12 protein-coding genes are annotated in these 12,772 nt (G+C 68.7%); 7 read left to right on the top strand and 5 right to left on the bottom strand.

The features are described 5' to 3' along the window. Nucleotides 1-61: 61 nt before the first annotated feature. Nucleotides 62-595 carry a low molecular weight protein-tyrosine-phosphatase gene (locus ACLJK8_RS08905; RefSeq protein ID WP_413149832.1) on the top strand — a complete coding sequence of 178 codons (534 nt, stop codon included), beginning with the start codon at nucleotides 62-64 and terminating at the stop codon, nucleotides 593-595. Between the two features lie 272 nt (nucleotides 596-867). Here the strand turns inward: ACLJK8_RS08905 and ACLJK8_RS08900 are convergent, their stop codons facing one another. The 4 genes from ACLJK8_RS08900 to ACLJK8_RS08885 all read right to left on the bottom strand — a co-directional run bounded on the left by ACLJK8_RS08900 (nucleotide 868) and on the right by ACLJK8_RS08885 (nucleotide 3,847). Continuing rightward, complete coding sequence (locus ACLJK8_RS08900) at nucleotides 868-2,115, bottom strand: D-amino acid dehydrogenase (RefSeq protein ID WP_413149830.1); 1,248 nt, start codon at nucleotides 2,113-2,115, stop codon at nucleotides 868-870. Next, entirely contained in the window at nucleotides 2,060-2,236 is a 177-nt protein-coding gene (locus tag ACLJK8_RS08895) for an FAD-dependent oxidoreductase (RefSeq protein ID WP_413149829.1), read from the bottom strand. Before ACLJK8_RS08895 ends, ACLJK8_RS08900 begins: the two co-directional genes overlap by 56 nt. Nucleotides 2,237-2,402: 166 nt before the next feature. Next, nucleotides 2,403-3,515 carry a Gfo/Idh/MocA family protein gene (locus ACLJK8_RS08890; RefSeq protein WP_413149828.1) on the bottom strand — a complete coding sequence of 371 codons (1,113 nt, stop codon included), beginning with the start codon at nucleotides 3,513-3,515 and terminating at the stop codon, nucleotides 2,403-2,405. Nucleotides 3,516-3,640: 125 nt separating this feature from the next. Then, nucleotides 3,641-3,847, bottom strand: a complete 207-nt coding sequence (locus tag ACLJK8_RS08885) for a hypothetical protein (RefSeq protein WP_413149827.1) — start codon at nucleotides 3,845-3,847, stop codon at nucleotides 3,641-3,643. A 275-nt stretch (nucleotides 3,848-4,122) separates the two neighbouring features. Here ACLJK8_RS08885 and ACLJK8_RS08880 point away from each other — a divergent pair, with 275 nt between their 5' ends. The 6 genes from ACLJK8_RS08880 (at nucleotide 4,123) to ACLJK8_RS08855 (ending at nucleotide 12,071) form a co-directional block, all read left to right on the top strand. Further along, nucleotides 4,123-4,524 (top strand): hypothetical protein, encoded by a 402-nt coding sequence (locus ACLJK8_RS08880; RefSeq protein WP_413149826.1) that lies wholly within the window; start codon nucleotides 4,123-4,125, stop codon nucleotides 4,522-4,524. A gap of 239 nt (nucleotides 4,525-4,763) precedes the next feature. After that, nucleotides 4,764-5,876 carry a hypothetical protein gene (locus tag ACLJK8_RS08875; RefSeq protein WP_413149824.1) on the top strand — a complete coding sequence of 371 codons (1,113 nt, stop codon included), beginning with the start codon at nucleotides 4,764-4,766 and terminating at the stop codon, nucleotides 5,874-5,876. Between the two features lie 67 nt (nucleotides 5,877-5,943). Continuing rightward, nucleotides 5,944-6,942, top strand: a complete 999-nt coding sequence (locus ACLJK8_RS08870) for an FUSC family protein (protein WP_413149822.1) — start codon at nucleotides 5,944-5,946, stop codon at nucleotides 6,940-6,942. A 202-nt stretch (nucleotides 6,943-7,144) separates the two neighbouring features. Continuing rightward, nucleotides 7,145-10,783 (top strand): vitamin B12-dependent ribonucleotide reductase, encoded by a 3,639-nt coding sequence (locus ACLJK8_RS08865; protein WP_413149821.1) that lies wholly within the window; start codon nucleotides 7,145-7,147, stop codon nucleotides 10,781-10,783. A gap of 209 nt (nucleotides 10,784-10,992) precedes the next feature. After that, nucleotides 10,993-11,130, top strand: a complete 138-nt coding sequence (locus ACLJK8_RS08860) for a hypothetical protein (RefSeq protein ID WP_413149820.1) — start codon at nucleotides 10,993-10,995, stop codon at nucleotides 11,128-11,130. A gap of 230 nt (nucleotides 11,131-11,360) precedes the next feature. Continuing rightward, a complete protein-coding gene (locus ACLJK8_RS08855) occupies nucleotides 11,361-12,071 on the top strand; it encodes an intradiol ring-cleavage dioxygenase (RefSeq protein ID WP_413149819.1) in 711 nt (236 codons plus the stop codon). 4 nt (nucleotides 12,072-12,075) lie between these two features. Here ACLJK8_RS08855 and ACLJK8_RS08850 read toward each other — a convergent pair whose 3' ends face one another. Continuing rightward, nucleotides 12,076-12,501 carry an OsmC family protein gene (locus ACLJK8_RS08850; RefSeq protein ID WP_413149818.1) on the bottom strand — a complete coding sequence of 142 codons (426 nt, stop codon included), beginning with the start codon at nucleotides 12,499-12,501 and terminating at the stop codon, nucleotides 12,076-12,078. Nucleotides 12,502-12,772 lie beyond the last annotated feature (271 nt).

Raw genomic sequence — 12,772 nt, 5'->3', positions numbered from 1 at the left:
TCGCTAGCATCGGGGATGATGCGCGCCGCGGGCCGCGGCGCCCGGACCCGGGGACCTCGCGATGACCACCGACCGATCGACCGCCCACCCGTTCACTCGCGATCAATCCGGACACGCCGCGCGGGACCGGCCCCCAGCGGTGCTTTTCGTCTGTCTCGGCAACATCTGCCGCTCGCCGCTCGCCGAGGCCGCGCTCCGCGCCGCGGCCGAGGCGGCGGGGCAGGCGGTCGAGGTCGATTCGGCGGGGACCGGCGGCTGGCACATCGGCGAGCCGCCCGATCCGCGCGCGCAATCGGTCGCGCGGGCGCACGGGATCGACATCGGCGGCTATCGCGTTCGGCAGGTGTCGCGCTCCGACTTCGCGCATTTCGACCATATCGTCGCGCTCGACCACGAGAATCTCGACGTCCTGCGGTCGCTTCGGCCCGACGATGCGCGGGCGCGGCTGAGCCTGCTTCTCGACCACGTTCCGGGCCGGGAGGGGGAGGCGGTGGCCGATCCCTATTTCGGCGGTCCGGAGGGGTTCGAGGCGGCCTGGGCCGAGGTGACGGCGGGCGCCGAGGGCCTGCTGGCGACGCTGCGCAAGGCGGAGTGACCGATCTCGCCACCCGCGTCGCGTCGCTGCTCGGCGCCGAGGTCAAGGCGCCGCGGGTGCTCGCGAGCGGGACCTGCCTCACGTGCGCCGGATCGGCTTCGCGGACGGGCGGTCGATCATCGCGAAACTAGGTCCGACCGTGCGTGCCGAGGCACGGATGCTCCGCGCAACCAGGGCGGCGGGCGTTCCGGCGCCGGAGGTTCCCGCGGCCGAGGCGGATCGGCTGCTTCCGGAGGGTCTCGGTCCCGATGTGGGCTTGCCGGCGCGGCGGATCAGGCGTAGCGCGAGATGTTGAGCGGCCGCGCGTCGATCTCCGGGGCGACGCCGGACATGAGGTCGGCGAGAACCCGGCCCGCACCGCAGGACATCGTCCAGCCGAGTGTCCCGTGTCCGGTGTTGAGCCAGAGGTTGGCGAGTTTCGTCCGGCCGATCACCGGCGGCCCGTCCGGCGTCATCGGCCGGTGCCCGGTCCAGAACGTCCCCGATTTCGGCAGGCCGCCCTGCGGATAGAGATCCTTCACCACATGTTCGAGCGTCTTGCGCCGCCGCTTCGGCAGCCGCGAGTCATGGCCCGCGAGTTCCGCCATGCCGCCGACGCGGATCCGGTCGCCGAGCCGGGTGATCGCGACCTTGTGCAACTCGTCCATCACGGTCGATTCGGGCGCCCCGTCCGGATCGAGAATCGGGATGGTCAACGAATAGCCCTTGACCGGATAGACCGGCAGATCGATCCCGAGCGGCTTCACGAGCAGGGGAGAATAACTGCCGAGGGCCACGACATAGGCGTCCGCGGTCTCGGTGACGCCGCCGTCGCCCCCGTCGGTCACGACCCCGGTGACACGGTTGTTGCCGGTGGTGATGGCGCTGACCCTGGTCTCGTAGCGGAAGCGCACGCCCCGCGCCGCGGCCAGATCGCGCAGCGCGTTGGTGAACTTGAAGCAGTCGCCGGTCTCGTCGTCGGGCAGGCGCAGGCCGCCGACGAACTTGCCCCGCACACGGATGAGCGCGGGTTCGGCCTGGACGCAGCCGTCGATGTCGAGAAGCTCATGCGGCACGCCGAGGTCGCGGAGCACGGGCATGTCCTTGGCCGCGCCCGCCATCAGCTTCTCGGTCCGGAAGAGCTGCAGCGTGCCAAGCGATCGCTCGTCGTAGGAAATGCCGGTCTCGGCCCGGAGCGCGCGCAGGAGGTCGCGGCTGTATTCCGCGATCGGCACCATGCGGCTCTTGTTGACCGCGTAGGCCGCGGCGTCGCAGTTGCGCAGCATCGCGAGCGAGAAGCGCCAGAAGGCCGGGTCGAGCGACGGGTGGATGATGAGCGGGCTGTGCTTCATGAACAGCCACTTGATCGCCTTGGTCGGAATGCCGGGCGCGGCCCAGGGCGAGGCATAGCCGGGCGAGATCTCGCCCGCGTTGGCAAAGCTCGTCTCCAGCGCGGGGCCGGGCTGGCGGTCGATGACAGTGACCTCATGGCCGGCCTTCGCGAGATACCACGCGCTCGTCACGCCGATNCGCGTTGGCAAAGCTCGTCTCCAGCGCGGGGCCGGGCTGGCGGTCGATGACAGTGACCTCATGGCCGGCCTTCGCGAGATACCACGCGCTCGTCACGCCGATGACGCCGCTTCCGAGGACGAGTATCTTCATGCGCCAGCCCCACCTTCGCTTCCCGGCACCGGCGCCGACCCTTCCGGGCGGCGCCCCGAAGGCGCGACTGGCCGCGACCGGCCCGGCGCCGTCTCCGGAGGATGCTCAGTCTAGCGGCGATCGCATTCCGCGCAATCCCGCCCGGGTCAGCGTCGGGTGCGCGTCCTCAGGCCGCGCCGATCTCGGGCACCCGGGTTTCCTGGCCGGTCTCGGCGGCGAGGATGATCGCCTCCAGCGTCGCCATGGTGCGCGCGCCGTCGAGCGCGCCGATCATCGGCTCGGCGCCATCGATGACCGCGGCGAAATGCCGGAGCTGCGCCGCGTATGGATCGGCGGGCGTGAAGGGCAGGGTTTCCGAGTTCTGCGGATCGTACCAGCTCCCGTCCGGCGGATGCGTCCAGAGCCGCAGGTCGGGCAGGCTGAGCCCGGCGCGCGATCCGGAAAAGAAATGCGCCTGCGCCGCATGGGCCGGGAACCGCTTCGTCTCCGCGGAGGTGTTCTCCCAGGACCAGGGGCCGCGGGCCGCGTCGGAGATCGTGAGCGCGCCGAGACCGCCGGCGGCGAACCGAACGGTCGCCGCCGCCGTGTCCTCGACCTGAAAGCCGCGCCGGCGGTTCGAGACCTGCGCCGTGACGCTCTCGATCTCGCCGAAGAAATGCCGGAGCAGGTCGATCTCATGCACGAGGTTGATGTGAAGCGGCCCGCCGCTGCCGGTCCGGGTCCGCCACGCGACGGTATAGTAGGGCTCGTCCTTGTAGAGCGAGCAGATCACCGTCGCGAGCACCAGCTCCCCGATCCGGCCCGCGTCGATCGCGGCCTTCGCCGTCCGGATCATCGGGTTGTAGCGCCGGTGATGACCCACGAGGACCGGGACGCCGGTCTCGGCCTGGAGTGCGACGAGTTCACGCGCCTCGTCGATCGAATTCGCCGGGGGCTTCTCCAGCAGCACCGGGATGCCGGCCTTCAGACAGAGGCGCGCGAGCGGCAGATGCGTCTCGTTCGGACTCGCCACCAGCACGCCATCCGGCCGGGCGGCGGCGAGCGCGGTCTCGAGATCCGGATACCACGGGACGCCGTATTGCCCGGCGAGATCGGCGGCCGAGCGCATCGGGTCGATCAGCGCCGAGAGCGCCAGCTCGGGAACGTTCGCCATCGCGGCGACATGCATCCGGCCGATGATGCCCCCGCCGACCAGCGCGATCCGCTTCTGAGCGCCCCCGTCCTGGCCGCCCCCGTCCTGGCCACCCCCGTCCCGGGCGGTCGTTTCTTGCGCGGCCATGTCGGTTCCCTTCTCCACGTGTCCTCGCGGGTACAGTAGCGAGGCTGGACGCGGATTCCAGAGTTCCGTTCGTGACGGTCAGGGATCGATCATGGCGTCGCTGCGACGACGGCGGCCGGGAGGTATCAATCCCCGGTGAAGCTCCGCGCCCGGCGATCCTCGCGCGCCTGATAGATGATGATCCAGGCGAGCAGGATGAAGATCGGATGACCGAGCCCGCCCGAGAGCAGGATCGCGGGCAACCAGATCACGAAGGTGACGATGGCCAGGACCCACCGACCCGTGAGCAGGATCGAGAGCGGCGGCAGGAACAGGGCGAGAACATAGTTCATTCAGGGGACCTCCTCGTTGGCTTCGCAGGTAAGGTGCGCCGGCCCTTCGCGCAAGGGAGGCGCGCGGACGGTGGCGCCTCTCCCGGCCAGACGGGTGGGGGAGCCGATCGTCCCACGCCGTTGGACGGGTGCGCGCCAGGGGCCGGCGGACCGGTCGGAATTGGCGGCGGCGGAGACCATGATATGATCGGCCGCGACCCCGGCCGCTTCGGGGGATACGCGGGATGGCCCTGTTGCCTGCCGCGACCGCGCCGGTTCGGAACGGAGGTTCAGGGATGCTCGACAACCGACTGATCGTGATCAATCTTTATGAGCTGATCGAGGCGCCGGAGGATTTCACCCAGGCGATCCGCGCGCTCGCGACGCGGGTCGAGGCCGAGGGCGATCCGGGCGTTCTCGCCTACCGGTTCTTCGTCGACGCCGCCGAGCGCACGGCGCGCGGCGTCGTCGAGTATCAGGACCCCGATGCCTGGATCGGGCATCACGACATCGCCATGGGGTGGCCCGAGATGACCGCGCTCCATTCCGTGGCCCGGCTGGCGGAGGTCGTGTTTCTCGGGCCGCTGACGCCCGAGATCCGGGCCTGGATCGATGGCTCGACGCTGACCGCCCGCATCCGGAGCGGGAACAGCTTCGCGGGCGGGTTCCGGCGGGCGGGCGGAGAACCGTTCGATTAGGCCCGCGAACGCGCCGGGCGCGCGGGCGCGGGACCCCGCCGCGCCCGGTGCGATCCGCGGGGTGCCTTCCACCCGACCGCGGGACGACATTCTCGATTCTCGCAGGTTCTCGTCCTCCGCCGGGCTCCGACGCGGAGATCTCAAACGCTTTTGGGACTGGCAGGTACTGAGTCCCGGCGATACGCTGCAGTGCCCGTCGGTTCCGCCCGGTCCCGTCATCGCCGGAGGTTGCTACGCGCATGCGGACCATTCTGCACATCGGCATGTCGAAGACCGGCACCACCGCGTTGCAGGAAACCTTCGCACGCTCGCGGAAGGTTCTCGCTGGCCGGGGCGTGCTCTATCCCCGCAACCCGCCCGGGGGGCCGCAACGCAATCATCAAGTGATCGCCTGCGGCCTCGCTCCCTTCGAGCGGCTGCCACGCGAATTCCATTCCCGCTACCGCGACGCGGAGGCCGCGCGGGCCGCCTTCGGTGATTTCGCGGGGATGCTGGGCGCGCGGCTCGACGAGGCGCGGCCCGAGGTTCTGCTTCTCTCGGGCGAATCGATGTTCCGGGTTCTGAACGCGACGGCCGCGCGCCGCCTTGTCGGTCTGATCGGCGATCCCAAGGACGATTCCGGCGGCGAGGTCCGGGTCGCGGCCTATGTCCGCCGCCCTTCGGAGCACTTCCTGTCCCACATCCAGCAGGCGATGCGCTACTCGCACCGGCCCCGGCCCGCGCGCGGCCGCGAGATCCTGCCGGTTCTGGACAGCTACGCCCGGCTTTTCGGCGCCGGGGCGATCGACGCGCGGCCGTTCGAGCGCGAGATCATGGCGGATGGCGACGTGGTGTCGGATTTCTGCGCCCGCCATCTGGCGGATCGGGGCGTGACACGGGCGGAGCTCGCGGCGCCGGCCTTCGTCAACGAGAGCCTTTCGGCAGAGGCGAGCGACATCTCGCGCCGCTACCGCGCGGCCTTTCACCCCGGAAAGGACCGGTTTTCGCCCGATTCCAAGGCCTTGCTCGCGGAACTCGCGGATATAGATATTCGTCTCGGGCCGAAGCGGCCGCGGCTGCGCCTGGGGCTCGGGGAGGCGCTCGACTACGCGACCACCGAGCCGCTGGCCCTGCGCGACCGCTATGGGATCGAGTTCGCGGGTCTCGACTACGGCAGGCTGGAACGGGGCGAGTTGGTACGTCCACCGGCGGGCCGGCTCGACCTCGACGCGATCCTCGTCATCGACCGGGAGCGGCGATGCGCTGTCTTCGATGCGCTCCGTGGGTCCACCTGGGCCGACATGGCGGAGCGGCGGATCTGGATCGAGCGGGAACTCGGTTCGCTCGCATCTCTCGAGGCGGCGGGGGCTTGACGGGACGCCGGGGCCGCGTCCCTTGTCGCGACGAGGGTAACACCGGTCCGCGCGGAGCGGAGGGGTGATGGTCAGCGCGCAATTCGGCGAAGTGATCCTCGGGCGGCTGCGGGCGGCGTTGCCCGACGCGGCGGCGGCGACCGTGGCGGCGGCCCTCGCCTGGGTGCTCGCCCGGATGCTGTTCGGCCATCCGCATCCGGTCTTCGCATCGGTCGCGGCGATCATCTGCCTCGCACCGGGCCTGCCCGATCATGGGCGGCAGGCGGTCGGCCTCGTCCTGGGCGTCGCGACCGGGATCGCGGTGGGCGAGGTGGCATTGCTTTGGCCGGACGCCGCGCCGCTGCTCCGGATCAGCCTCGCCTCGTTCATCGCCGTGATGATCGCCGCGAGCTATGGGCTTCTGCCGGTGGTGCCGATCCAGGCCGGAGTCTCGGCGCTTCTCGTGCTGGCGCTCGGGTCCGAATCGGCGGGCCCCGCGCGCATGCTCGACGTGGCCTCGGGTACCGCGGTCGGGCTGCTCTTCAGCCAGGTGCTGTTCACGCCCGATCCGGTCAAGCGGCTCCGCGCCGGGGAGCGGGCGCTGCTCTCGGCCCTCGCCGCCGCCTTCGCCGAGGCGCGAGCGGCGCTTGAAGCCGGGGATCAGCCGAAGGCGCAGACGGCGCTCCGGTCCTTCTCGAACGCGCATACAGCGCTCGTAGCACTCGCGGGCGGCGTCGACGCGGCGCGCAGCACCGCGACCTGGACGCTGCGCGGGCGGTTCACGCGGCGCGACGTGCGCCTGGTCGCAGGACGCTTCAGCCGGCGGTCCGCCCGCGCCTACGCGGCCGCGTTGCTCTTCGGCTCCGCGCTCGCGACCGCGATGCAGCGCGATTCCGGCCCGGCGCCGGAAGGGCTCGGGCCGGCGATCGAGGCGGCGATCGCGCTCTGCGACATGAGCCGGCCCATGGCCGCGCCGGTCGTCCTGCCCTATGCTGGTGTCCAGGACGACTGGCGCCGCTGCCTCGTGCGTCTCTCCGAGGCGATGGAGGCGATCCGGGAGTTCCGCGAGGCTGCGTTGCCGTCCTGAGCGTAGATGCTCAACCTAAGAGAGAATCGGGCCCTCAAGGGTTATTCACACGCGGTTGTGGGTAACATCGTGTCAACCACAATATCTAGCGCGGATGTGAGATAAAGCGGTTGCGACTCGCAGGCAATTGCGTTCCCTTGAGGCAGCGCGGGGCGCAGCCACAATATCTGGTGGCGCCTACAAGATGCCCGAGGAGAGAGCAATGCAGATCGAACGTCGCTTCACCACCGAGGAAACGGGCGCCTATGGCGCGCTCGGCTTCCGCGTCACCGCGTCGGAGATCCGCAATCCCGATGGGTCGGTCGTCTTCAGCCTCTCGAATCTCGAAGTACCCGAGGGCTGGAGCCAGGTGGCCTCCGACGTTCTCGCGCAGAAGTACTTCCGCAAGGCCGGCGTCCCGGCGGCGGTGAAGCGCGTCAAGGAGAAGGGCGTGCCCTCGTTCCTCTGGCGCTCGGTCCCCGACGAGGAGAAACTCGCCGCGCTCCCGGAGGGTGAGCGTTTCATCGGAGAGACCTCGGCGCGGCAGGTTTTCGACCGCCTCGCCGGCGCCTGGGCCTACTGGGGCTGGAAGGGCGGCTATTTCTCCGCCGAGGCCGACGCCCGCGCCTATTACGACGAGATGCGCTACATGCTCGCGTCGCAGATGGCGGCGCCGAACAGCCCGCAGTGGTTCAACACCGGGCTGCACTGGGCCTATGGCATCGACGGACCGGGGCAGGGGCATTACTACGTCGATCACGCCACGGGCGACCTGGTGAAATCGCGCTCGGCCTATGAGCATCCGCAGCCGCACGCCTGTTTCATCCAGTCGGTCGAGGACGATCTCGTCAACGACGGCGGGATCATGGATCTCTGGACCCGCGAGGCCCGGCTCTTCAAGTACGGCTCCGGCACCGGCACCAATTTCTCGAGCCTGCGCGCCGCGAACGAGCGGCTCGGCGGCGGCGGCAAGTCCTCTGGGCTCATGTCGTTCCTCAAGATCGGCGACCGGGCGGCCGGCGCGATCAAGTCCGGCGGCACGACGCGCCGCGCGGCGAAGATGGTGATCTGCGATCTCGACCATCCGGATATCGAGGAATTCATCAACTGGAAGGTGGTCGAGGAGCAGAAGGTCGCCTCGCTCGTCGCCGGCTCGAAGATCCACGAGGCGCGGCTCAACGACATCTTTGGCGCGATCCGCGCCTGGGACGGCGCGGAGGGCGATGCCTTCGACCCGAAGAAGAACGCGGGCCTGAAGGCCGCGATCCGCTCGGCGAAGAAGTCGATGGTGCCCGAGACCTATGTGAAGCGCGTGCTGCAATACGCCGGGCAGGGTTTCGCCTCGATCGAATTCCGCACCTATGACACCGACTGGGATTCGGACGCCTATCTGACCGTCTCGGGCCAGAACTCCAACAATTCGGTCCGCGTCACCGACGCCTTCCTCAAGGCGGTGCGCGACGATGCCGACTGGGCGCTGATCCGGCGCACGGATGGCAAGGTGGCACGCACGGTGAAGGCGCGCGATCTCTGGGAGCAGATCGGCCATGCCGCCTGGGCCTGCGCCGATCCGGGCGTGCAGTTCCATGACACGATCAACGCCTGGCACACCTGCCCCTCGGACGGGCCGATCCGCGCCTCGAACCCGTGCTCGGAATACATGTTCCTCGACGACACGGCCTGCAATCTCGCGTCGATGAACCTGCTGACCTTCCTCCACGAGGGCAAGTTCGACGCGCAGGGCTATGTCCATGCGACCCGGCTCTGGACGCTGACGCTCGAAATCTCGGTGCTGATGGCGCAGTTCCCGAGCCAGCGGATCGCGGAGCTTTCCTACCGCTTCCGCACGCTCGGCCTCGGCTATGCCAATATCGGCGGGCTCCTGATGAACCTCGGGCTCGGCTATGACTCGGTCGAGGGCCGGGCGCTCTGTGGCGCGCTGACGGCGGTGATGACGGGCGAGGCGTACCGGACCTCCGCCGAGATGGCGGCCGAGCTTGGCGCCTTCCCGGGCTACGAGCCGAACGCGGAGAACATGCTCCGCGTCATCCGCAACCACCGCCGCGCCGCGACCGGCGCGCTCACCGGCTATGAGGGGCTCGCGGTTCCGCCAGTCGCGCTCGACCACACGAACTGCCCCGATCGCGCGCTGCTCAATCTCGCGCATTCGGTCTGGGACGAGGCGCTGGCGCTCGGCACCGAACACGGTTTCCGCAACGCCCAGGTCTCGGTCATCGCGCCCACCGGCACGATCGGCCTCGTGATGGACTGCGACACCACCGGGATCGAGCCCGATTTCGCGCTGGTGAAGTTCAAGAAGCTCGCCGGCGGCGGCTATTTCAAGATCATCAACCGGGGCGTGCCGCAGGCGCTGCTGAACCTCGGCTACACCCCGGCGGAGGTCGAGGAGATCGTCGCCTACGCCGTCGGCCATGGCACGCTCGGCAACGCGCCGGGGATCAACCCGACCGCGCTCGTCGGCCAGGGCTTCGGCCAGGAGGAGATCGCGAAGATCGAGGCGGCGCTGCCGACCGCCTTCGACATCCGCTTCGTCTTCAACCAGTGGACGCTGGGCGAGGACTTCTGCACCCGCGTCCTCGGCATCCCGGCCGCGAAGCTGCGCGACCCGTCCTTCGACCTGCTCCGCAGCCTCGGCTTCACCCGGGCGCAGGTGGACGCGGCCAATGCCCATGTCTGCGGCACGATGACCCTCGAAGGCGCGCCGCATCTGCGTCCCGAGCACTACCCGGTCTTCGATTGCGCCAATCCCTGCGGCAAGATCGGCAAGCGCTACCTTTCGGTCGAGAGCCATATCCGCATGATGGCGGCGGCGCAGAGCTTCATCTCGGGCGCGATCTCGAAGACGATCAACATGCCGAACGAGGCGACGATCGACGACTGCAAGGCGGCCTATGAGCTCTCGTGGTCGCTCGGCGTGAAGGCGAACGCGCTCTACCGCGACGGCTCGAAGCTTTCGCAGCCGCTCTCCGCCGCGCTGATCGAGGAGGACGAGGATCTCGAGGAGGTGCTCGCGACCGCGCCGCAGGCGGAGCGTGTGACCGTGCTGGCCGAGAAGATCGTCGAGAAGGTCATCGTCAAGGAGATCGAACGCTCCAACCGGGTGAAACTGCCGGAACGGCGCAAGGGCTATACACAGAAGGCCATCGTCGGCGGGCACAAGGTCTATCTCCGCACCGGCGAATACGAGGACGGCTCGCTCGGCGAGATCTTCATCGACATGCACAAGGAGGGCGCGGCCTTCCGGGCGATGATGAACAATTTCGCCATCGCGGTCTCGGTCGGGTTGCAGTACGGCGTGCCGCTGGAGGAATTCGTCGAGGCCTTCACCTTCACCCGGTTCGAGCCGGCGGGCATGGTGCAGGGCAACGACTCGATCAAGTCGGCGACCTCGATCCTCGACTACATCTTCCGCGAACTCGCGGTCAGCTATCTCGACCGCACCGACCTCGCGCATGTGAAGCCTTCGGGCGAGAGCTTCGACGAGCTTGGACACGGCGTCGCGGAATCGGCCGGGCCGGTCGACGAGGCACGGAACGAGGTGAGCCAGATCGAGGTGATCAAGCAGCTTTCCTCGACCGGCTACCTCCGCAAGCGACTGCCGCGCGAACTGGTGCTGCTGCAGGGCGGCGCGGCGGTCCCGGGCGCGCTCAACCTCGGCGCGGTCTCGACGGTGACGACGGTGGTCGAGACTTCCGGCACCTCCGCGCTCGATGCCCGCGCCAAGGCCCGGATGCAGGGCTACGAGGGCGACCCCTGCGGCGAATGCGGCAACTTCACGCTGGTCCGCAACGGCACCTGCCTGAAGTGCAACACCTGCGGCGGCACGAGCGGCTGTAGCTGAGATTGAGAGTTGGGGATCAGTGCTGCAACACCGATCCCCGGCTCGTCCGGCATCCGATTGTCACGCTGCCGGTAAGCGAGTTCGGCTCAAGGGCCGAGTTTCTGAGAAAGACTCGAACGGACGAAGCGATCAATAGCGTGACAGGTTATCCACCGAGATTTCCACAGATCTATCCTCAGGAATCTCGGATATCCAAGAATGGATAAATCATGACTAAAAAGAACGTCGAAGTGACCAGCAAGAAAGCCGCAACGGCCGCTTCCAAGGTGCTTCGCTCGCCGAGCGCATCGAAGGCTGCCAAAATTGCAGCGGGTTCCGCGCTGACGCAGCGCCCAAACAATAAATAGCGGCTGCGAGCGCCGACTGGTCCGGAAAGGTCGTTCAGCGGGCGACCGCGAATCGGTTGGGCAAGCAAGGGAAAGAGGAACTCGCGAGACCGGAAGGGGCCTTCGGGCCCCTTTGTCCTGTTCGGCCACCGTATCGTGAGCGGGAGGCGGCCCGTGACCTGCTACGGTCGCGACGGACTTCCGGGACCGCGCCGTTCAAACGGGGTTATAGTCCGAAGCGAGGTGTTCCGATGCCGAACGAATCCCCGACGACCAGAACCCCCGTCTTCGCACGCCGCGCGATCCTGCGCGCGCTGGCGCTTTCGCCCGTCGCCGCGCTCGTGCCCGGGCTCGCCCGGGCCGCGGCCGAGAAGGCGGGGCTCGTCAGCGCCAATGTCTGCATGCTGACGCCCGAGACCACCGAGGGGCCGTTCTACGTCGATCCGCGACTCGTCCGCGCCGATATCACCGAGGGGCGGTCGGGGGCCCCGCTCGAACTCAGGATGCAGGTCGTGACCGCCGACTGCCGGCCAATCGAAGGCGCGCGGGTCGATGTCTGGCATTGCGACGCCGAGGGGCTCTATTCGGGCTATGCCGACCAGCTCGGGGGCCTCGACATGCGCGGCGAGACCTTCCTGCGCGGTACGCAGATGACCGGGCGCGACGGGATCGCGCACTTCACGACGATCTGGCCCGGCTGGTATCCGGGCCGCACGGCGCATGTGCATTACAAGGTCTTCCTCGGCCGATCCGAGACGCTGACGAGCCAGCTTTTCTTTCCCGATGGCGCGAGCGAGGTGGTCTATGGCCGGGCCGAGCCCTATCGCGCGCGGGAAACCGCCCGCTACCTCCCGAACGCGCGTGACGGGATCGCCCGCCGCGCCGGAGAGGGCGCCTTCGCCGAGATCGCGGAGCATGGCGCGGGGTATCGCGCCACGCTCGTGGTGGGTGTCGCGGCCTGACGGCTCAGGCGAGCGTCGCGTCCATGGTGATCTCGGCGCCCGCGAGCACTTTCGAGACCGGGCAGCCTTCCTTCGCACCCTTGGCGATCGCGGCGAAGGTCTCCGCGTCGGTGCCGGGGACACTCGCCTTCACGGTGAGATGCACCGCGGTGATGGTGAAGCCGCCATCGTCGGGCACCACGGTGACCTGGGCGGAGGTCTCGATCCTGTCGGCGGTCAGGTCCTTCTGGCCGAGCGCGCCGGAGAGCGCCATCGAGAAACAGGCGGCATGGGCCGCGCCGATCAGTTCCTCGGGATTGGTGCCCTTCTCCTCGCCGAAGCGCTTGGCGAAGCTGTAGGGGACTTCGGCGAGAACCCCGCTCTCGGTCGAGACGGTGCCCGAGCCCCCCTTGATGTCGCCTGTCCAGACGGCGGAGCCGGTACGTTTCATGACATTCTCCTCGCGTGTTGTCGCCCGGACCGGATTCGAGGTCCTGTCCGGGCTCGCCTTGGGTACGATCGCGCACCCCTTGGTCACGAAACGGGGCGCCGCCTGATTCTGTTCCGTCCGCTTTCTGCCCGGCCGTCATCGCTGGCGGTCAACTGGGAAAAGCCGGGGCTTCCCTCCTTGCCTTGCGATCCCGCGTGTGCGAAACACGAAAAACCGCCGTCATGGACGACCTTTGCCCGAAGTTCCTGGGCCGGTGTCACTCTGTTCCGTT

The sequence above is a fragment of the Amaricoccus sp. W119 genome (assembly GCF_047275745.1).
GTDB lineage: Bacteria > Pseudomonadota > Alphaproteobacteria > Rhodobacterales > Rhodobacteraceae > Amaricoccus.
Note: the sequence above shows the minus strand (reverse complement) of the source record. Positions and strands in the feature narration are given on the sequence as shown.

What these genes read in the sequence shown, in the direction of transcription:
- ACLJK8_RS08875 (WP_413149824.1), top strand. Translation starts at nt 4,764, where the DNA reads ATGCGGACCATTCTGCACATCGGCATGTCGAAGACCGGCACCACCGCG.
- ACLJK8_RS08905 (WP_413149832.1), top strand. Translation starts at nt 62, where the DNA reads ATGACCACCGACCGATCGACCGCCCACCCGTTCACTCGCGATCAATCC.
- ACLJK8_RS08855 (WP_413149819.1), top strand. Translation starts at nt 11,361, where the DNA reads ATGCCGAACGAATCCCCGACGACCAGAACCCCCGTCTTCGCACGCCGC.
- ACLJK8_RS08885 (WP_413149827.1), bottom strand. Translation starts at nt 3,847, where the DNA reads ATGAACTATGTTCTCGCCCTGTTCCTGCCGCCGCTCTCGATCCTGCTC.
- ACLJK8_RS08860 (WP_413149820.1), top strand. Translation starts at nt 10,993, where the DNA reads ATGACTAAAAAGAACGTCGAAGTGACCAGCAAGAAAGCCGCAACGGCC.
- ACLJK8_RS08890 (WP_413149828.1), bottom strand. Translation starts at nt 3,515, where the DNA reads ATGGCCGCGCAAGAAACGACCGCCCGGGACGGGGGTGGCCAGGACGGG.
- ACLJK8_RS08865 (WP_413149821.1), top strand. Translation starts at nt 7,145, where the DNA reads ATGCAGATCGAACGTCGCTTCACCACCGAGGAAACGGGCGCCTATGGC.
- ACLJK8_RS08880 (WP_413149826.1), top strand. Translation starts at nt 4,123, where the DNA reads ATGCTCGACAACCGACTGATCGTGATCAATCTTTATGAGCTGATCGAG.
- ACLJK8_RS08870 (WP_413149822.1), top strand. Translation starts at nt 5,944, where the DNA reads ATGGTCAGCGCGCAATTCGGCGAAGTGATCCTCGGGCGGCTGCGGGCG.
- ACLJK8_RS08850 (WP_413149818.1), bottom strand. Translation starts at nt 12,501, where the DNA reads ATGAAACGTACCGGCTCCGCCGTCTGGACAGGCGACATCAAGGGGGGC.